This is a genomic window from Pseudomonas sp. USHLN015, assembly GCF_037153275.1.
GTDB classification, from domain to species: Bacteria; Pseudomonadota; Gammaproteobacteria; order Pseudomonadales; family Pseudomonadaceae; genus Metapseudomonas; species Metapseudomonas tohonis.
In genome coordinates, this window is sequence record NZ_JBBCKP010000011.1 from 29314 (window position 1) to 46591 (window position 17278).

General features: G+C 64.4%; 31 protein-coding genes, 1 tRNA gene and 2 pseudogenes. 16 read left to right on the forward strand and 18 right to left on the reverse strand.

Annotation, left to right across the window (positions count from 1 at the left end):
• Window positions 1-75: 75 nt before the first annotated feature.
• On the forward strand, window positions 76-582 hold the full coding sequence (locus tag WFQ67_RS22125; RefSeq protein ID WP_337058185.1) for a hypothetical protein: 507 nt from the start codon (window positions 76-78) through the stop codon (window positions 580-582).
• Window positions 583-773: 191 nt separating this feature from the next.
• On the opposite strand, the gene WFQ67_RS22130 is transcribed toward WFQ67_RS22125, so the two are convergent.
• The 17 genes and pseudogenes from WFQ67_RS22130 to WFQ67_RS22210 all read right to left on the reverse strand — a co-directional run bounded on the left by WFQ67_RS22130 (window position 774) and on the right by WFQ67_RS22210 (window position 9854).
• Window positions 774-1004, reverse strand: a complete 231-nt coding sequence (locus WFQ67_RS22130; RefSeq protein ID WP_337058186.1) for a hypothetical protein — start codon at window positions 1002-1004, stop codon at window positions 774-776.
• Window positions 997-1191, reverse strand: a pseudogene (locus WFQ67_RS22135) (DNA translocase FtsK); the annotation flags it as partial. The pseudogene WFQ67_RS22135 and the gene WFQ67_RS22130, both read right to left, overlap by 8 nt.
• Before the next feature lie 54 nt (window positions 1192-1245).
• Window positions 1246-2241 (reverse strand): annotated as a pseudogene (gene yejK / locus WFQ67_RS22140) (nucleoid-associated protein YejK); the annotation flags it as partial.
• Window positions 2242-2255: 14 nt separating this feature from the next.
• Complete coding sequence (gene rdgC, locus WFQ67_RS22145) at window positions 2256-3176, reverse strand: recombination-associated protein RdgC (protein ID WP_337058187.1); 921 nt, start codon at window positions 3174-3176, stop codon at window positions 2256-2258.
• A 23-nt stretch (window positions 3177-3199) separates the two neighbouring features.
• A complete protein-coding gene (ssb, locus tag WFQ67_RS22150; protein WP_337058188.1) occupies window positions 3200-3658 on the reverse strand; it encodes a single-stranded DNA-binding protein in 459 nt (152 codons plus the stop codon).
• Window positions 3659-3661: 3 nt separating this feature from the next.
• Entirely contained in the window at window positions 3662-4306 is a 645-nt protein-coding gene (locus tag WFQ67_RS22155; protein ID WP_337058189.1) for a 3'-5' exonuclease, read from the reverse strand.
• Between the two features lie 77 nt (window positions 4307-4383).
• The gene (locus WFQ67_RS22160; RefSeq protein WP_337058190.1) at window positions 4384-5340 is read right to left on the reverse strand and encodes a hypothetical protein; all 957 of its coding nucleotides are present in this window, start codon (window positions 5338-5340) and stop codon (window positions 4384-4386) included.
• 11 nt (window positions 5341-5351) lie between these two features.
• Window positions 5352-6107: a hypothetical protein gene (locus tag WFQ67_RS22165; protein WP_337058191.1), complete on the reverse strand. Its 756-nt coding sequence runs from the start codon at window positions 6105-6107 to the stop codon at window positions 5352-5354.
• A gap of 9 nt (window positions 6108-6116) precedes the next feature.
• Window positions 6117-6263, reverse strand: a complete 147-nt coding sequence (locus tag WFQ67_RS22170; RefSeq protein WP_337058192.1) for a hypothetical protein — start codon at window positions 6261-6263, stop codon at window positions 6117-6119.
• Window positions 6260-6730, reverse strand: coding sequence for a zinc-finger-containing protein (locus tag WFQ67_RS22175; RefSeq protein WP_337058193.1), 471 nt, complete (start codon window positions 6728-6730; stop codon window positions 6260-6262). Before WFQ67_RS22175 ends, WFQ67_RS22170 begins: the two co-directional genes overlap by 4 nt.
• Window positions 6720-6857, reverse strand: coding sequence for a hypothetical protein (locus WFQ67_RS22180; protein ID WP_337058194.1), 138 nt, complete (start codon window positions 6855-6857; stop codon window positions 6720-6722). The genes WFQ67_RS22175 and WFQ67_RS22180 overlap by 11 nt, the downstream gene beginning before the upstream one ends.
• Window positions 6854-7324 carry a hypothetical protein gene (locus WFQ67_RS22185; protein ID WP_337058195.1) on the reverse strand — a complete coding sequence of 157 codons (471 nt, stop codon included), beginning with the start codon at window positions 7322-7324 and terminating at the stop codon, window positions 6854-6856. The genes WFQ67_RS22180 and WFQ67_RS22185 overlap by 4 nt, the downstream gene beginning before the upstream one ends.
• A 145-nt stretch (window positions 7325-7469) precedes the next feature.
• A complete protein-coding gene (gene csrA, locus WFQ67_RS22190; protein WP_337058196.1) occupies window positions 7470-7658 on the reverse strand; it encodes a carbon storage regulator CsrA in 189 nt (62 codons plus the stop codon).
• 27 nt (window positions 7659-7685) lie between these two features.
• Window positions 7686-7761, reverse strand: a tRNA-Gly gene (locus WFQ67_RS22195).
• 227 nt (window positions 7762-7988) lie between these two features.
• Window positions 7989-8258, reverse strand: coding sequence for a hypothetical protein (locus tag WFQ67_RS22200; protein ID WP_337058197.1), 270 nt, complete (start codon window positions 8256-8258; stop codon window positions 7989-7991).
• Window positions 8259-8824: 566 nt separating this feature from the next.
• Window positions 8825-9070, reverse strand: coding sequence for a DUF1654 domain-containing protein (locus WFQ67_RS22205; RefSeq protein ID WP_337058198.1), 246 nt, complete (start codon window positions 9068-9070; stop codon window positions 8825-8827).
• 151 nt (window positions 9071-9221) lie between these two features.
• Window positions 9222-9854, reverse strand: coding sequence for a LexA family protein (locus WFQ67_RS22210; protein ID WP_337058199.1), 633 nt, complete (start codon window positions 9852-9854; stop codon window positions 9222-9224).
• A gap of 125 nt (window positions 9855-9979) precedes the next feature.
• On the opposite strand from WFQ67_RS22210, the gene WFQ67_RS22215 reads away from it, so the two are divergent.
• The 8 genes from WFQ67_RS22215 (at window position 9980) to WFQ67_RS22250 (ending at window position 14037) form a co-directional block, all read left to right on the forward strand.
• Window positions 9980-10240 carry an XRE family transcriptional regulator gene (locus WFQ67_RS22215; RefSeq protein ID WP_337058200.1) on the forward strand — a complete coding sequence of 87 codons (261 nt, stop codon included), beginning with the start codon at window positions 9980-9982 and terminating at the stop codon, window positions 10238-10240.
• Window positions 10241-10251: 11 nt separating this feature from the next.
• Entirely contained in the window at window positions 10252-10440 is a 189-nt protein-coding gene (locus WFQ67_RS22220) for a hypothetical protein (protein ID WP_337058201.1), read from the forward strand.
• Window positions 10441-10475: 35 nt separating this feature from the next.
• Window positions 10476-10664, forward strand: a complete 189-nt coding sequence (locus WFQ67_RS22225) for a hypothetical protein (RefSeq protein ID WP_337058202.1) — start codon at window positions 10476-10478, stop codon at window positions 10662-10664.
• A gap of 124 nt (window positions 10665-10788) precedes the next feature.
• Window positions 10789-11823 carry a phage replication protein gene (locus tag WFQ67_RS22230; protein ID WP_337058382.1) on the forward strand — a complete coding sequence of 345 codons (1035 nt, stop codon included), beginning with the start codon at window positions 10789-10791 and terminating at the stop codon, window positions 11821-11823.
• Window positions 11816-12673 (forward strand): hypothetical protein, encoded by an 858-nt coding sequence (locus WFQ67_RS22235; protein WP_337058203.1) that lies wholly within the window; start codon window positions 11816-11818, stop codon window positions 12671-12673. The genes WFQ67_RS22230 and WFQ67_RS22235 overlap by 8 nt, the downstream gene beginning before the upstream one ends.
• Window positions 12663-13214 (forward strand): hypothetical protein, encoded by a 552-nt coding sequence (locus WFQ67_RS22240; RefSeq protein WP_337058204.1) that lies wholly within the window; start codon window positions 12663-12665, stop codon window positions 13212-13214. Before WFQ67_RS22235 ends, WFQ67_RS22240 begins: the two co-directional genes overlap by 11 nt.
• Complete coding sequence (locus tag WFQ67_RS22245; RefSeq protein ID WP_337058205.1) at window positions 13214-13834, forward strand: recombination protein NinG; 621 nt, start codon at window positions 13214-13216, stop codon at window positions 13832-13834. Before WFQ67_RS22240 ends, WFQ67_RS22245 begins: the two co-directional genes overlap by 1 nt.
• Window positions 13835-13848: 14 nt before the next feature.
• Window positions 13849-14037 (forward strand): hypothetical protein, encoded by a 189-nt coding sequence (locus WFQ67_RS22250; protein ID WP_337058206.1) that lies wholly within the window; start codon window positions 13849-13851, stop codon window positions 14035-14037.
• A gap of 11 nt (window positions 14038-14048) precedes the next feature.
• Here the strand turns inward: WFQ67_RS22250 and WFQ67_RS22255 are convergent, their stop codons facing one another.
• A complete protein-coding gene (locus tag WFQ67_RS22255) occupies window positions 14049-14327 on the reverse strand; it encodes a hypothetical protein (RefSeq protein ID WP_337058207.1) in 279 nt (92 codons plus the stop codon).
• Between the two features lie 155 nt (window positions 14328-14482).
• On the opposite strand from WFQ67_RS22255, the gene WFQ67_RS22260 reads away from it, so the two are divergent.
• From WFQ67_RS22260 to WFQ67_RS22290, 7 genes are all read left to right on the forward strand, one after another.
• Window positions 14483-14905 carry a hypothetical protein gene (locus tag WFQ67_RS22260; protein WP_337058208.1) on the forward strand — a complete coding sequence of 141 codons (423 nt, stop codon included), beginning with the start codon at window positions 14483-14485 and terminating at the stop codon, window positions 14903-14905.
• Window positions 14902-15126 carry a DUF7940 domain-containing protein gene (locus WFQ67_RS22265; RefSeq protein ID WP_337058209.1) on the forward strand — a complete coding sequence of 75 codons (225 nt, stop codon included), beginning with the start codon at window positions 14902-14904 and terminating at the stop codon, window positions 15124-15126. The genes WFQ67_RS22260 and WFQ67_RS22265 overlap by 4 nt, the downstream gene beginning before the upstream one ends.
• Complete coding sequence (locus tag WFQ67_RS22270) at window positions 15113-15643, forward strand: lysozyme (protein WP_337058210.1); 531 nt, start codon at window positions 15113-15115, stop codon at window positions 15641-15643. The genes WFQ67_RS22265 and WFQ67_RS22270 overlap by 14 nt, the downstream gene beginning before the upstream one ends.
• 85 nt (window positions 15644-15728) lie before the next feature.
• Window positions 15729-16100, forward strand: coding sequence for a hypothetical protein (locus WFQ67_RS22275; RefSeq protein ID WP_337058211.1), 372 nt, complete (start codon window positions 15729-15731; stop codon window positions 16098-16100).
• A gap of 141 nt (window positions 16101-16241) precedes the next feature.
• Complete coding sequence (locus WFQ67_RS22280; protein WP_337058212.1) at window positions 16242-16547, forward strand: hypothetical protein; 306 nt, start codon at window positions 16242-16244, stop codon at window positions 16545-16547.
• Window positions 16547-16966: a hypothetical protein gene (locus WFQ67_RS22285; protein WP_337058213.1), complete on the forward strand. Its 420-nt coding sequence runs from the start codon at window positions 16547-16549 to the stop codon at window positions 16964-16966. The genes WFQ67_RS22280 and WFQ67_RS22285 overlap by 1 nt, the downstream gene beginning before the upstream one ends.
• Window positions 16963-17265: a hypothetical protein gene (locus WFQ67_RS22290; protein WP_337058214.1), complete on the forward strand. Its 303-nt coding sequence runs from the start codon at window positions 16963-16965 to the stop codon at window positions 17263-17265. Before WFQ67_RS22285 ends, WFQ67_RS22290 begins: the two co-directional genes overlap by 4 nt.
• Window positions 17266-17278: the final 13 nt, after the last annotated feature.

The following is a 17278-nucleotide window of genomic DNA, read 5'->3' on the forward strand; positions in this document are numbered from 1 at the left end:
CACCGTAGTGGCGTTTTGGTATGAACTGGTTTAGTGTCGACTCAGGATTCAGCGAAACTGCTAAGGAGGAGGCTCTTGCACCAACAAAACTATTGGGTTGAACTTCAGTCGCTCAAAGCCCATGTTATTTATTTAGAGCTATACCAGTTGCGTTCTGAGTCTTATGAAAGATGGATCAGCATATTTCTTGCTGTTACTTCTTCCGCAAGTATTGGTGGGTGGGCTTTATGGAAAGAATACTCGATGGTCTGGGGGGCAATCATTGTTGCCTCTCAGGTTTTGTCGGTTGTATATAAATTTCTTCCATTTAAGTCGCGTATTAAGCCCCTAAGCAAGACCGCGCTGGAGCTTTCTGAGCTTTCGGATGAGGCGGAGAAAGCCTGGTTTGATGTTGCTAGTGGTGAGTTGACCGATAAGGAAATTAACGAAAAGCGGTTTGAAATTCGAGCGTCGAAGGCAAAGATTCTTCGAATTAGCCTTGAGGGGATGGTTCTGCCCGAGATACCGAAAATGATGCGCAAAGCTGAGCAGCAAATGTGTCTGTACTTCAATAGCTATCTAGTGGAGGAAACTAATGAGTGATAAGAAGCCAGTAGTTGTTCGAAATCCAAATAACGGCTCTATACAGACTAACGATAGAGGTTTGCCGCCGGTTCAAACTACAGTGCCAATGCCGAAAGTGAACCCCCCTAAAAAGGGGTAAGTTGGGCGCTCCACTGTAAGGTTGAAACGGCAAATCTTCCTGAATCTGGCCGCCATAGAGGCGGCCTTATTTATTCATCTGCCCGTAATGACTTGGTGCGGATTCCGTTGCGTGCCACGAACTGCTCGAAGGCCACCGGCCCAAGGCGCAGGCGCCGGCGGATCTCCTCCGGCGCTAGGCGGGCGTTGAACAGCGCCTGGGCGCGCTCTGCCTGCTGACGCTCCTGCTGCTCGGCAGCGCGCCGGGGGTGCTTGATTGGGTCCGGCTTCACCGGCGCCGGCGGGCGACGACGGTTATCCATGGAGCAGCACCTCACGGGAACCGTCGGTTCTCATGGGGCCGACCACATTCAGACGCTCCATCTCCTCGATGAGCCGTGCCGCGCGGTTGTAGCCGATCTTCAACTTGCGTTGCACGGCGGATATGGAGGCGCGACGGGTCTCACGGACGAAGTCGATCGCCTCATTCAGCAGCAGGTCGTCACCTCCGTCTTCAGAAACCGCTTCATCGCCCTGCCACGCCGATTGAGCGTCCGGCGCCGCTTTGCGCAGCTGGGTTTTCAGCTGGGTAGGAAGGTTGCGGATCACCAACACGTCGCGGCCCTGGTCGAACTGCACCGACGAACCCAGCAGGCGCGCCTCGAAGCTGATCGACAGCCCTTCGGCGCGGCCGGTGAAGCGCTTGAACTGGTTCAGGGTGCGCTTGTCCGGCGGAATCTCCGGCGATAGGCCGTAGTCCTTGTTCCGGATGAAGTCATAGAAGGCTCGGGGCTGGTCCTCGCCGATCAGCCCGGACAGCTCCTCCAGGGTGATCGGCTCGCCCAGCTTGGCCTGGCTGCTGGCGTAGTCGACCAGGGTACGGGTCTTCTCCTTGGCTGCATCCTCGGACAGGTCTTCCTGCTCCACGAAGTCGCTGAAGGCCTTGAGCAGGGTGCGGGTCTCGCCCGGGGCGTCTACACCCTCCTGGCAGCCGATGAAGTCGCGGAAGTAGTCTGTGGCCTTGCGACCGGTCTTCGCCTTGATGAAGGAGATGTACTGGCGCGAGTTCGGGTTGTTGCGCCATTCCGACAGGTTGATACGGGCCGCCATGTGGATCTGGCTCAGGTCCAGGTAGCGCACGGGCACGGCCTGGAGCGAGTCGTTGACGGATACAGCTTCGGTGTGCCGGAACACAGCCACCTGCAGGTAGTCGGTCATGCCCATCTGGTAGTGAGCGATGAAGAGATGGCCGCCGGTGGCCAGGTTCGCCTCTTCCAGCAGGCGCTGGAGGTGTTCAGCCGCCTCGCAGCTGAAGTCGGTGAAGTCGCGGCCGCCGACCAGGTATTCCTTCAGCCAGCCGCTCAGCGGGTAGGCGCCGGACTCCTCGTGGAACAGCCCCCAGGCCTTGCCGGCCTTGGCGTTGTAGGCCTCGTTCAGGTCAGCCAGCAGGTTATTGGCGGCGTCGGTGTGACCCAGCGTGGTGTCGGCCAGGTGCAGCACGGAGGGGCTGCCGTCGGGCTTCTTGTCGATGTGGTGGATGATGCCGTTGATGATGGCCATCGATTGCTCCTGGCTCAAATGCCGGTGGGCACTTCCTCGCCGCCCATGGCGTCGAGGAGGGTGGGGATGAATTCGCGGAGGGTCAGCATCATCAGGGTGAAGCTGGCCATGAACTGGGCAGCACCATCGGCATCCTTGCCCGCGTCATCGATCGCCTTCTCCTGCAGGAGGTCGTCGAAGCGGAGCTTGCGGATGACCAGGCCCTCGTCGAGGACGAAGGACAGCTTGTCCTGCCAGGCCAGCGAGAGGCGGGTCACCGTCTTGCCGGCGTCCAGGTGCTGGTGGATCTCGTCGCTGGTCAGGTCCTGGTGCTTGGCGTTGATGCTGCCCACCTCGTCGGTGTCGCGCAGGAGGGCGTCATCGCTGAGCCAGAACTCGTTGTCGGCCTGGCGGTTGCGCACCCAGTCGGTGAGGGTGGCGGTGGCCGCTGTCTTCAGCGTGACCGGGCGCACCGGCAGGCTGCCGATGGCTTCGCGCAGGGTGGACAACAGATCTTCGGCGCGCTTCGCGCTGGTGTGGTCCACCAGCAGCAGTCGCTCGGCCGGCGCGATCGCTGCGAAGATCCGCGAACTGCGGGTGAAAGCCCGCGGCAACAGCGTCTGGATGATCTCGTCCTTCAGCTGGTCGCGTTCCTTCTTGTAGACCTTGCGCTGCTGGCTCTCCTCGATGGCGTCGACCTTCTTGCGGAGCTCGTCGTTGATCACGGAGGTGGGCAGGATGCGCTCGTCCTTGCGGGCGGAGATGAGCAGGAAGCCGTTGCTGGCTTGCACCAGAGCGTCGGTGCCCTTGCCCAGCGGCGGCGCGAAGCCGTAGGTCGACCACTCTTGGCTCTCACAGGGGCGTGCCGGCTTGGTGGCCAGCGCGGTCTCCAGCGCCTGGGCGTCGAGGTCGATGTCTTGGGCGAGGCGGTACATCAGCAGGTTGCGAAACCACATGAGATGGGTCTCCAGGGAGTTCGTCAGAAGGGGATGTCTTCGTCGAAGCTGTCGTAGTCCGGCGCCGGGGGTTGCTGCTGGTGGTGGGTGGTGGGGCGGGTCTGCTCCCGCTGCGGCCGCCTGGTGCCGCCGCCTTCGGGCTTGGCGCCCAGCAGCTGCATGCGGCCGTTGATGTCGACGATGATCTCGGTGGTGTACCGCTTCACACCGTCCTTTTCCCATTCGCGGGTGCGCAGGGTGCCTTCGACGTAGACCTGCGAGCCCTTGCGCAGGTACTCACCGGCGACTTCGGCTACGCGGCCGAAGAACACCACTCGGTGCCACTCGGTGCGCTCCTGCTGCTGGCCGGTCTGCTTGTCCTTCCAGCTCTCGCTGGTGGCCAGGTTCACTGAGGTGATTGCCTTCGATTGTGGGGTGTAGCGGACATCCGGGTCCCCGCCGATGTGGCCGACGAGGATCACTTTGTTGACACCGCGGGCCACGGCTCAGGACTCCTGGGCCGGGACCAGAGCGTCCGCCGGAGCGGCATCGGCCGGCGGCGTGACGCCCTGGATCGCGAAGTAGATGCGAGCGCAGGCCTTGGTGTCGGTCATGGCCCGGTGGGCTCCCACCAGCTCCTCTTTGAAGAAGTGCTGATAGGTCTCGCCCAAGGTGGGGCTCTTGAAGTGGAAGCGCTTGGCGGCGCGCATGGCTGCGGTGGGAGGAAGGCGCACGATATCGGTGCTCTTGCGCATGGTGCAGTAGCTGTTTCCGCCCTTAAACGCCTCCGCCACCTCATCGCCATGGAAGCGCTTCAGGGCAATCCGCAGGATGCGGTCGTCGAAGCTGAGGTTGTGCGCAACGCGCATCTCGGCGCGACGGTGGAACGCCAGGAACTGCTCCAGGGCCTCAGCTTCGGGAATGCCCTCGTCCATAGCGCGCTCGGTGGTGATGCCGTGAATCGCCGCGACCTCGTCCGGGATGGTCCAGCCGTCGGGCCTGATGAGGGCCTCGAAGGAATCCAGCAGCTGGCCTTCCGGGGTGTACAGGCAGGCAGCGATGTCGACTATGTGCGGCTGATGCGGCGCTTCGCTCGGGGCTTTCCAGTCCGGCAGGCCGTTGGTTTCGGTGTCGAAGGTGTACAGGGTCATTGGGTTCTTCTCGGCAAAGGGAGGTTATCCGCGCCGGGGCTGCCGGCGCGTTGGTCTTGGTGGCGGGTGGGGAGGGGTTACGCGGCGGAAGCCGGTACCGGTTCGGCAATGACGCCGGGCAGTTGCATGGCCTGGCGCTCGTCGTCGGCAAGGCTGTCGAGAGCGGCCTGGTCGATGATCAGCAGGTCTTCGGTGCCGTAGCCGGCGGCGATCGCGGCGATCAGCGCGGACTTGTTGGTGACGCGGGCGCGCCAGCGGGAGGCGGCGACGCCCTTGCAGGGGGCGGATTCCTGCAGCATCTCGATCTTCTCGGCGTCCTCGGCCGGCGCCGCGGCTTCCCGCGCAGCCGCCAGCTCCCGGCGTTGCTGTTCCAGTTCCTGCCGCTGGCGCTCCAGCTCGGCGCGCTGCTCGTCCATCTTGCGCTGCAGCTCTGCCTGCTGGGCTTCCAGCTCCCGCCGCTGTTTCTCCGAGGCCTCGAAGGCGAGGCGGTCGGTCAGCATCTGGGTCAGCTCGTCCAGAGCGACCTGCTGAGCAGCCGTCGCCTCCTTGGTCAGGTCGAAGAAGTCGTGGCTGGTGTCGATCTCGCCGCAGCGGTCAATCATCTCGGTGATCTCGGCGCTGGACTTGCCACGGACCAGGCCGGGCATGGCCTTGATGGCGTCGACCTTCACCTGCAGGCGGGCGACACGCTCCTGGCGCTCACGCTCCACGCGGTCGTCCACCTCCTTCTTGGCCGCCTTCATCGGGTCTTCGAGCTGCACCAGTTCGGCGGTGATGCGCTTCGCCTCTGCGTCGATGATCTGGCCGGCTTGCAGGTAGGGCGCCTTCTCGCGCTTACGTGCGTCCTCCAGCTTGGTGCGCAGGCCGGTCAGCTCCTTGATGCCTGCCTTGATGAAGTCGTAACCCTCGTCGGTGTTGGCATCCGGCAGGACGAAGTACTTCTCGCGCAGGGCGGCCAGCGCGGCGGCGGTGGCGCTGTACTCGGCAACCTCGACGGTGCCTTTCTTCAGGTCAACATTTTTCAGGATGGTCATGGCGGTGCTACCTATTGGGCCGGGGGGTTAGGTTCGAAGGAGCGCTGGTGATCGTCGGCAACTTCGTCGATGCGGGCTTCGATGTAGGCGGGATCGAACTTGACCACCACCGCCTTGGCGCGTGCCTTCTCGGCGATCTGCTTGCGCATCAGGTTGAGCGCGCGGACGTTCGGTGCTGTTTTCAGCGCCTCAAGCTGGGAGCGGAGCCAGGCTTTGAAGTCCTCCTTGGCCTCGTCCATCGCCGACTCGGGATCACCGGCGTCCTCCAGGCGCTTCTTCAGTTCCAGGCCTTCGAGATAGGTCTGGTCATCGAACATGCCCAGGTGCACGTCCGCGCTGAAGCCAATCAGCGACAGGCATTTCTTCATGGCGTCGGTGAGGCTCTTCTTCGGCGCATCGAAATCGGTGTAGGCCCCGTACTGGCTCTTGCGAACGAACGGCGTGTGCCCGTAGTGGGTGACCGAGTTGCGCTTGCCGGCGCGCACATACCAGAGCTTCAGCTGGATGGTGTGCATCAGCTCATGCGCAATGACTGCGCCGTCCTTGCCGAGGATTGGGGCGCCTTGGTCCAGACGGTCGACCAGGATGTCGAAGCCCCAGCCTTTGCCGATCGGCCCGAACTCCTCGGTAGCGCGCTTGGCCATGTAGGTGCCGTTGATGCTGGTGACCGTGCGGCCATCCAGCTGGGCTTCCTTGGTGAATTTCTTGTCGGTCGTCTGGACCGATTCCCAGAGCGCCAGGTTGGCGTTCTGCTTGTTCTGTGCCATGGGGTGCTCCTATCGGCTGGACTGCGCCGCCGGCGCGCGGGTGGGGGCGATGCGATCGGCCAGGCCGTTGAGGAACAGCCAGCCGACAATCACGAGGATGGTGAGAAAGGAGCCGCGCCAGACGGCGTAGCGGCGTTCGCGCTGGTGCTGGGTCATTTGAGGTGCCTCCTGCAGATGTCCCCGGCCCGTTTGCAGGCCTCAAGGTCGAACCAGCCGAAGTGGCACTCCTCCCTGTCGATGCCCATGCTCCGGGCCAGCCACAGGTAGGCGCTTGAGCGCGTGAATCCCATCTTCGCCATGAAGTTGTGAAAGTGACGCTTATTCGTGACCCGCGCTGCGCGGAGTTCTTGGTTGGCCATCGTCCCCAGCGGGATGTCGGTGTCAGGATGGAGGCCCACCAGCGCGTCGCAGGGAGCGCAGTGATATGCGTAGGGCCAATCGCCGCATTCGCGCCCGTAGATGTGCCGGTTGTTCACCAGAGCCACGGGGCCCTGGCAGTAGGGGCAGGCCGTCGGCGGCAGCAGCGCGTTGCGCACTCGTTGGAGCGCGCGGCGGCTGATGTGGGGGAGCGGAGCGGGCGGCTTCAGCTTCTCCTTGCTCTTGGCGCGAGGGTCAATTCCCATGGCGCACCTCGCAGTACCAGACCCCGCCGATGCGGACGGGGAAGCGGATGAAGTCGGCCGGGGAGCGAGCGCCCCGGCGTTTGGCGGTGGCCATCAGCAGGGCCAGGCTGCTGTGCTGAAGGCTCATCCCGCATACCTCATCACGATCAGCTCTTCCTCAGCGTCGCGCTGCAGTTGCTCGGCTGCCTGGTCCGCAACCTCGCTGGCAAGCTCGCTGGCCATGTGCTGGAACACGCCACGCGGGCCGCGTTGATCGTGAAATAGCGACTTCAGGCACGCGGAAGCGGTGCTCATATCGAAGTTGTCCACGGCGACCAGCAGTTGGCCCAGCATCCCCTCGGGGTCTTCGTTGTTCCCCAGGCGGCGTACCGCTTCCGCCGCGACGGCATCGCTCAGGGCGGAGGCCTTCACGGCGACAGCCTTGCCGATGATGATGTCGCGTCCTGCTACCAGGTCTTCGGCGGCGCCGGCCAGCCAATTCGCGCCGGCGGCGGTGTCCAAGAAGGCCAGGGCCTCATCAGGGGTGGCGCTGTCCCGGCGGCTCTGGCCGGAGCTGAAAGCCGCAATAGTGCGACGCTGAACGGCGGTCATCATCGTGATCTCCTTCGTTTCACCTGCAGTGGGCAGCACTCGTCCGTCCCGCTATCTGCCTGTGGGCGCGGGGGCGAGTGCTCTCGACTGGGGGCGGATGTGAAAAGCCCCGCAGGTGCGGGGCTCTGGTTGGCTCGATGCCGGCCGATCAGCTGGCCAGCCTCACCTTCTCGTTGCTGATGCGCTTCGCGATCTCTTCGCGGTGGACCGGGATGTGGCGCGGCGCCTCGATCGCCACCTTCACCTGGTGGCCGTGCATTCCAGTGATGGTGATGCGGATTTCTTCGTTGTCGCCGATGACCAGGGTTTCGCCTACGCGACGGGTGAGAATGAGCATGGTGAGTTCCTTTTCCGTGGGGAGGTGTGGAGCGGGCGACGGGGCTCGAACCCGTGACAGCCGGCTTGGAAGGCCGGTGCTCTACCAACTGAGCTACGCCCGCAAAAAGGCCCCGTGTGAGTGGGGCAAGGCTGTTCTAGGAGCAGGTGCGTCACGCGCACCGGACAGTGATCTGGCGTCGTAGCTCGTCCCGGCCGGCGCCGGTGCGCTCTTCCTGATCACTCTCCGGTGAGGGTGTTGGCCGGATGCCCCGGTGGCCAGCCGGTCGTTGCCGCGCGCGGCGTCATGCGTTGCGCGGTGGCGCCCCGTGTCGGTTCGGGGAAGGGGGAGTCAGCCGACCACGATCGGATCAGCGAAGGCGCGTTCCATGTTTCGCAGCTTCTCTTCATCGGAGTCGAGGAAGCGGATGCACTGCGGCGTGCAGGTGCCGACGGTACCGTCCTCCATCTCGAATATGGCGACGGTGAAGTTGCCAGGCCCACTCTCGAACTCGTCGTACTGGATGCCCCAGCCGTGGAACTTGGCTTCGCAGCGGTCAGTTACCTGGATGAGCTTTCCGCTCTTGTCGAATTCGGGGTTCAGCAGCATTACTGGTCGCATCTGGTTTCTCCTGGGTGGTAGGGCTGCATGGGTTGGGTGATCTTGCCGGGCGCTACTCCGGCTATCCTCGTGAGGCCGACAAAGCCTTCCTCTCCGGTCCCGGCTCTAGCCCCTGCAGGCATACCAGGCGTCGCTCAAATGGCAGGTATTGCAGGTGGTTACTCAGGTGTGCGCCTATCCGTTGCACTGCGTGTCTGCTTTCCACGCCGAAGATCACCCACCAATGCAGCCCGGAGCCGAAGCCCCGGGTATATTGCTGGCCGGTGTTACACGCCACCTCCGGCTGGGCGCTGACTTGTTCGGGGCGCCTGAGGCGCCGACAGATCACCGCGCTCGCTTGCCGTGATCACTCTTTTCTGCGGTGCTCGAAGCTGCGCACCCGGGGTGAGGCTTCCCCTGTACCCGTTCTGCCATCCGATCCGGCAAGGCCTTGGCTCGCTGCGGCCTACAAATCTGCGTTGTGCGCAGAATGTGGTTTGCATTATGCGCAGATTGAAATCTGCGTCAAGCGCAGATTTTCACAAAATAAAAAGCCCGCGCTCGGCGGGCTTATGACGGGTAGGGTGTCAGCGGTGAGAGACGAACCAGGCGATATGGATGCTGCCGTCAGCGCGGCGGGTGAGGGTGACGCCCTCGGTCTCCCGGATTTCCTCGAGGAGTTGATCCCAGGCCGACTGGAGGTCGCCGGGTTCGCGGGCCAGGACGACCTGGTGCTCTATCTGTGCTCGGGGTGTGCTTACCAGGGCCTGCACGCGCTGGGCGATCGCGCGGTAGGACAGGTAGGTGGCTTGCTGAAGGGACTGCGCATCCATGGGTTACCTCCTTTACTGTATGGATATACAGTATTTCGGCAGCTGATGGCGTTTCAATAGCGAACAGATTCCTACCTTGGTCGGTATGTAAACTTTTGCGACAGGTGAAATGAAAAAGCCCCGCACTGCGGGGCTCAGACGTGGCTTGTTGTCAGACCAACTTGCGCTTCGTCTCCACCACGACGCCAATGAAGCGGCAGTTGCCATTGATGTCGATGAGGGGGTAGGCGGGGTTCAACGGCTTCAGGAACAACCGGCCGCCATCCTGGACCAGGCGCTTGAAAGTGGCCTTGTCCTCGGCCTCTAACTTGGCGATGACAAGGTGCCCTGGGCGGGCCTCCATGCCGGTATCCACCAGGATAAGGTGGCCGTCAGGGATGCTGTCGCCGATCGGTGCCGTCATCGAATCGCCGCTCACGCGCAGCCAGAAACAGCGGCCCTTGCCCTTGTGGTCGCTGAGCTCGCTGTCCTCGGCGCCTGGCTCGTAGGGTTGCAGGGCGTCACCCCACAGTCCGGCCGACACCCAGTTCAGCACCGGATACCTGTAGTAGCGCTCGGGCTGGGCTGCTAGCGAAACGTTGCTTGCCTCGCTGACGGTAGCCTCGGCCCCAATGGCGATCTCAAGCTCCTTGAGGATCTTCTGCAGCAGATCCTGGCGAGCGCCCTGTTGGCCGCGCTCAAGTCGAGAGAGGTTGCCAGTGTCGGTGCCGACCCGGTGCGCTAGTTCTTCGAGCGTCCAGCCTTTGGCCTTCCGCGCTTTTCTGATTGCTTGTCCTATTTCCATGCCCTGATTTTCTGACCTCATCTGCGCGCGACGCAAAGCGTGTGACGCAGATTGGCTTGCAAATAAATCTGCGCTATGCGCAGAATTGTTCGGCAATCACATAGGGCGTAGCCATGCAACCGACCATGACCCCTCTCAAAAAAGCCCGCATCGATCGGAAGTGGCGCTTGGCCGATGTCGTCCAGCGCCTCCGTGACATGGGGGAGCACATCGACACGGGCAACCTCTCCAGGATCGAACGCTGCGAGCAGCGGGCATCGCCATTCATGGCGGAGAAGTTGGTACGCGTGTTCGAAGGCGTGCTCACCGAAATTCACGTGCTGTACCCCGAGCGCTTCGTGGAGCTGCAGCAAAAAGACCAGGCCCAGAACAGCCGGGCCGCATAAGGAGCGACGCGATGTACCAGAACCGGAAGCACCTCAACGACGTTGAAATAAAGATCCGCGTCAACGAGGAGACCGCCGAGCGGCTGAAGTCCTGGGCCAGTTTCCGTAAGACCCAGCGCGCAGCGTTCTGCCGTGACCTGATCGAAAGCCAGCTGGACCAGCTCGAAGCCGAGCTTACCGACGAGCAGAGCCAGGGCTGAAGGCCCGATGGAGGCCCTATGTCTAAGGAGGCCCTATGCCTGATCTTGATCTCCTGCTGGACCAGATGACGCTCGCACGCCTGGAGCGCGAAGCACAGCGTCGGGGCACCACCGCCGAGGCGCTGGCAGGCCAGCTGCTCGATACCGAGGTCGCCGCGCGATCGCGGGTCCGTTCCGGCGGAGTAGGGGCGACCCCCTTCTACCGCCGTAAGCACCAGGACTGATCCGGGAGCCGCAGACGTGGCCACCCAATCCAGGGAGCAAACCGACATGCAGACACATGCTGGCCCATCGCGGCCGGGCAGTCCGTTGCACGTCCTCGATATCGAGCTGTGGGGGCTCGCTGACATGCAATTCACCATAACGATCAACCAGGTCAAGGCGCTGGAGTGGGGACTCAACGCCCAGCAGGCCTTGATGTTCGCCTTCGTCTACGAGTGCCCGAGTTGGGCAACTCCGGTAGAGCAGGGCGGAGAGACCTTCTACTCGCTCAGCAAGGCGAAGGTGCTCGAGGAGTTGCCGCTGCTCACCGACAAACCGGACACCGCTTACCGGCTGTTGAAGCAACTGCAGGCGGCCGGCGTCCTCGTCCTTTCCAGCACGCCGAGCATCACGCTGTTTCGCCTGACGCCGAAGGGCCAGGAGTGGAACCGCAAGCTAGACGGCTCGGAGAAGTACACACCCCCCGGAAAAAAATCCGACCTCGGAAAATCGTCCGAGCCCGGAAAATCTTCCGACCTCGGAAAAAAATCCGAGCAGAAAGAGGCGGCAGGGTCGGAAAAAAATCCGAGCAAGGTCGGAAAAAAATCCGAAGGGGGTCGGAAAAAAATCCGTAGAGGGTCGGAAAAATCTCCGACAAATCAGGAAACCAGTAATCAGGGTACCAAGGATCAGGGCACCAATCAGGGTTCTACCGGAGGGCCTATTCAGCCCCCGGAGCCGGAATTCATTCCTGCTGGGGAGCAGCCGGCGCCACGCTGCGAAATCCCCGCCGACATGCCTGGGCCGAAGGACACCACCTGCAAGACCTTCAGGACCTGGGCCAACTACGCCATCGCCTACCGCAACCGCCACAAGACCTGGCCGGTGTGGAACGCCACCGTCGGGGGAATGCTCGGCAAGCTGGTGGATCGCCTCGGCCAGGCTGACGCACCCAAGGTCGCCGCGTTCTTCGTCCTGCGGGTCAACGATGCCAGCGTGATCCGTGGGTGCCACTCGCTGAAGGCCCTTCTGGCCAACGCCGAGGGCTACCACACCCAGTGGAAGACCGAGAACCCCATCACCCATACCCAGGCTCGCCAGGCTGAGCGCAGCGACTCGAACATGTCCGCAGCAGAGCAGGCCCTGGAAATCCTACGTGCATCGAGGGCTGGCAATGCTTAGCGAACTGCAGCAGGAGCAGCTGCTGGCGTCCCTGTACGCCACGGCCGAGATTCTGGACCAGCAGCTGCAGCCGCGTGCGGCAGCACTGATGGTCGCGGACTTGAGAATCTATGAGGAGCAGGCGCTGGCTGAGGCGCTGGCGGCCCTGCGCCGTGCCGGCCATCGCCTCACTCCGGAGAACGTGATCCGCCACCTGGTGACGCAGGACGGGCGACCCGAGGCGAACGAGGCCTGGGCGATCGCCATGACCAGCTACGACGAGGCGGAGACGGTGCTGGTGACGCCGGAGATCCAGCAGGCTGCGGCCTCGGCCGAGAGTGTTTTCCGCGCCGGCGACAAGATCGGCGCCCGCATGGCGTTTATCGCCACCTACGAGCGGCTGGTCACTACCGCACGGCAGGTGGGCACGGTGCTGAAGTGGACGCTGTCCCTGGGGCACGACGCCGACCGGCGCGTCACCGCGATCGAGAGCGCCGAGCGGCTCGGCCGGCTGCCGGCGCCCCAGGCGCAAGCGTTGATCACCCAGCACGCCGTCGGGCAGATCACCGCCGAAGGCCGCGCCATCGTTGGGCTGCTGGCGGGACCGGCCGACAGCGGCCTGCTGGCGCTGACCACTGACGAGAAGACTCGCGAGGCGCTGGCCGCTGAGGCCCGAGCCGGGGAAGGCAAGTTCTCCCTGGACGTCCGGAAACAGCTGGACAGCATCCGCCAGGGCCTGGCTACCAGCCGCGGGCAGAAGGACGAGGAGCGCAGGGCCGAGAGGCTCAAGGAGCGCCGCGACCTGGCCAAGAAGCGCCGGGCCGCCCTCAAGACCATCCAGGAACTACAGGAGCATCGCCATGCGCAATGAAGCTGCTGCGACCTCTGCCGCCCCGAAGAAAGCGGCACCGAAGAAACGCACCGGTCGTCCGGTGTATCTCGAATTCAAGCGCATGGCGGACCCGGAAACTGGCGAGATCCGCCTGGCACTGGTCGCCGGCAGCGACGTCGACCGCTTCCTGCTGAAGGAGCGCAGCTATCGCGCCGGCGACCGTGTGCGCGCCGAGCTGAAACAGCCGCGGGACGAGCGTCGCCACCGCCGGGTGCACCGTCTGGGCCAGCTGGTGGCGCAGAGCATCGACAAGTTCGCCGGCATGGATGCGCACTCGGTGATCAAGAAGCTCCAGGGCGATGCCGGCGTCTGCTGCGCCGACGAGGTGTTTGACCTGGGCACGCTCGGCCGGGTGACCCGCAGCGTGCCGGAGTCCCTCGCGTTCGACGAGATGCCCGAGGAGCGCTTCGGCGAGTTCTGGCGCGGCATCAGCCGCTACCTGATCGACACCTACTGGCAGCACCTGGACGAGGACCAGATCAACGACTTGGTGCAGATGATGCCCTCGGAGGTGGCCTGATGAGGGCCTCAAAAGCCCCCCGGCCGAAGAAGTGCCGAGTCTGCTTGGAGCTGTTCGTGCCCATGAAGCCCCTGCAGGTGGCCTGTGGCATCTCCTGTGCGCTCATCCATGCGAAAGCCAAGCAGGCAAAAGCGCGAGTTGCCCTGGAGAAGGTGGAGCGACGCGAGCTGCGCGCTGCCCGGCAACGGCTCAAGCGTCTGCGGGAGTACATGCAGGAGGCGCAGGCCGCCTTCAACAAGTTCATCCGCCTGCGCGATCGCAACGATCCCTGTATCTGCTGCGGTAGTTACGGCGCGGATGAGGACTGGCTCACCGGAGGCAAGTGGGACGCTGGCCACTTCCTGTCACGCGGCTCGCATCCGGAGCTGCGATTCGACGAGGACAACTGCCACAAGCAACTGAAGAGCTGCAATGGCGGATCCAGCAAGTACGCCCAGAAGGGCCGCACCGTCGCAGAGGGCTATCGCGCTCGCCTGATCGAGAAGATCGGCCTGGAGCGCGTCGAGGCCTTGGAAGGGCCTCATCAGGCCCGCCGCTATTCGATCGAAGAGTTGAAGGCGATCAAGGCCCAGTACCAGGGCCGGGCGCGCGAGATGGAAAAGGCGATTGCTATCGAGTGAGGGGAGGGGTGGAGATGCGTCAGGAAGCGATGACGTGTGCCGCGGACATGAAGGTGCGGCTGGACGACAAGGAGATGACCGCGTTGGCCTGGGCGATGGAGCGGGGGCTGAAGTGGTGCACGGTGCGGCAGCGCCGGTACCGCGGCAGCAACTGGAGGGAAGCACTGGAACCGGGGCTCAGGCGTTCGTCGTTCAACGACTGAGCCCCGGGCGATCAGCCCTCAGCCTCGGGGATGAGGTAGAGCACGACCGCTTCCCCGGCCGGCACCTCCACAGCTTGCTCGCGCAGCTGGGCCAGCAGGGCCTCGAGGCGATCCAGTGCCTCCGGAGAAACCACGCCGCCCAGCGCCGCGACCTCGCTGCCGTCGTCGGCCAGGCTGACGCCGAACCAGGTGCGGCTGCCGTAGAGCTCCTGCTGCTCGCCGAAGACCGCCATTGCTTCGGTCACCGCGAAGTACTCGTCGTCGTCCACCTTGTCGATGTTCTGCCCCATCGTCGTTTCCTCGTGTTGTTGGGCCGTTGCCCGGGATGTGAAAGGGCGACGGTCTGTAACCGGAAAGCGCACTGCAAGGGTTGCGGTGCCCGGCCAGTGACATAGCGTCCGGCCATCCGAACTTCGCAAGGACGCCCAGCGTGGACGACCCGAACATGCAGACAGAGCTCGCGTTGCTCAACCAGGAGGTGGCAGGCCTCCACCGCGTGGTCTCCGAGATCGGCGGGAAGATGGACGTGGTGATCCAGATGCAGCTGCAGATGCAGCGTCTGCAGGACCGCAGCGACCGCCTGGACACCGAGGTCCGCCGCTCCCAGGAGAGCAACGAGCGGGCGATCGCCAGCATTCGCGCCGACCTCGATTCGGCCTTTCAGGTGGCCCATGGCGCCCGGGACCTGGCCGCGCGCTGGCTCAACCGCTGTATGGGTGGCGTCGCCGTCGGCGCGGTGCTGTTCGGCGCCCTGCAGTGGTTCGTGCTGCGCGAGATCACCGACTACAAGGCCGCCGCCGGCCGCACCTACGAGCTGGAGCGCCAGGTACAGCGCCTGGAGTGCACCGTCACGGGGAAGTGCAAATGAAGCTGATCCCGCAATGGCGCCGCTTCTGGCGCATGTACAGCGTGTGGTGGATCGTCGCCCTGACGCTGCTGGCCGCCACCAGCCCCTTCATCGACGAGATCCGCGCCGTCCTCAACCTGGGCCTGTTGCCCAGCATCCTCCTCACCGCCCTGGCCATGCTGGCCGGGGTGCTCCTCCGCCTCGTGGCCCAGCCGAAGGTGCGCAACGATGACGAGCAGTAGGAAGCGCACGGCGCTGAGCGCGGCCGTGCTGGCCCTGGTGGCCGCTGGCGCGTCGGCGCCGCAGATCATGGATCAGTTCATCCGGGAGAAGGAGAGCGGCGAGCGGTACGAGCTGAAGGCCTACCAGGACGGCGCCAGGGTCTGGACCGTGTGCGACGGCAAGACGGCCGGCGTCACCCGCGACACTGTCATGACCAAGGCCCAGTGCGACGCCTGGCGCCAGACCGAGATCGGCCAGCGCCTGGCCTACGTGCACAGCATCATCCGGGTGCCCATGAGCGAACCCGCCTGGGCCGGCGTGGGCAGCTGGTGCTTCAACGTCGGTAACGCCGCCTGCGGCAAGTCCACCGCGGTGCGCCTGCTCAACCAAGGCAACCAGGCCGCCGGCTGCCGTGCGCTGCTGCAGTGGCGCTTCATCACCCGAGACGGCCGCCGCATCGACTGCTCCACCGATCAACCGTACTGCGGCGGGCTCTGGCTGCGCCGGCAGGGGGAGGTCGAGCTATGCACGATGTGACTGCGCTGGGCTGGGCGGAGCTGGTTGGCGGGCTGACCTATGCCGTGTTGCTCGTGCTGGCGCGCTGGGGCGGCAGGTGGTGGCCATGACGATCGATCGCATACGGCTCGCCGCTTACGTGTTGATCGCCTGCCTGGCGGCCGCGGCCGGCTGGAGTGTGCGCGGCTGGAAGGAAGGGAGCGAGGAGGCGATCCGCCTGCAGGCGCAGCTCGACCAGCAGGCCCTGGCGCGCAGCGTCGTTGCCCAGGTGGCCGCGTCCACCAACCAGGCCATCGCCGAGATCCGCGTCACCAACACCACGATCTACCAGAAGACCCGCCAGGAGGTCATCCGTGAGCCGATGGACCCTGCTTGCCGCCTGCCTGCTGGCTGGATGCGCAACATCAACGCCGCCCGTGCTGGTGGACCAGTCCCTGCTGCAACCGTGCCCGGATCTTCGACCGGTGCCGATCGCTGAGGACGGAACGGGCGACCCCGCAGAACTCACCTTGGCCGACGTGGAGATGTCGGGCCAGTACCTGGAGTGCCAGAGGCGCCACCAGGGTCTCGCAGAGGCCGTGAAGGCCACCAACAACCAGTAACGACAAGGGGGCAGACCATGTCGAACCGCCGCACCTACCTGGCACGCGAGCTGCGCGCCGGGCACACCGTCTTCATCGTCACCAGGTCTTTCGTGGACCACGCCACAGGGGAGGGCCGCTACGAGGTGGCCGAGTACCTGGTGGCGAGCATGCATGAGCCGCAGCCGGAGCCCGGTGACCACCCATACCGGATGCACCCGAATATGGCCCGCTGGGCAGCCAGCCAGACCGACCTGTGGCGCTCCCGCCGCGACGCCAAGCGGGAAGCCGCCCGCCGGCAAGCCCTGGAAGACGCCTACTTCGCCGCCAAGAGGAAAGCCTGATGGACCGCACCGCACTGCTGCAGGCCGCCGAGAAGGTGGCCGCCGAGATCCAGGGCCAGCCCGTGGGTCTGGTGTTCCCGGATGGCGCACGCCGGCTGTTCCTCGAGCACGTTGAGCCGAAGATCGGCACCTACCGCCTGTATATCGCTCGCCCGTTCGGCGTGGTGCGCCCGGGCGGCATGAAGTGGCGCATCCAGCTCAACGTCCAGTTCGAGGGCAAGGAGGACCTGGTGACCGTGAACGACGGCCGGGTGCAGGCGCCGCTGGAGCAGCTGGGTGACCTGATCATCGAAGCCGCCGGCCGCATGGCCGAGCACATCGTCGCGAACAACCGCCTGCTGAAGGAGGCGCGCCGCCAGACCATCCAGGCCGTGGCCACGCAGCCCGAGGCGCTGGTAGTGCGAGAAGGGGAGTCATGAGCAAGGTGCTGGAGTTCCCGCCGAGGTGTGCGCCACACGCCACTGGAGATGCCTTCTGCACGCGCTGCCGGCACGAGTGGGTGGCTGTGGCGCCTGTGGGGCAGCTGCAGCTGGAATGCCCGGAGTGCAGTACCCACTGTGGGCTGTTCAGGTATCCGTTTGGCCCGAGCGTTGGCGACGCCTTGTTCACCTGCGATTGCGGTTCGTCGTTGTTCTACATCGTCCGTGCCAAGGACAAGGTGGTGGCGGTGGTTCGGTGCAGGGGCTGTGGCCAGGAAGCCAGCGGCTGGTTCGATTGAGGAGTGAAGGACC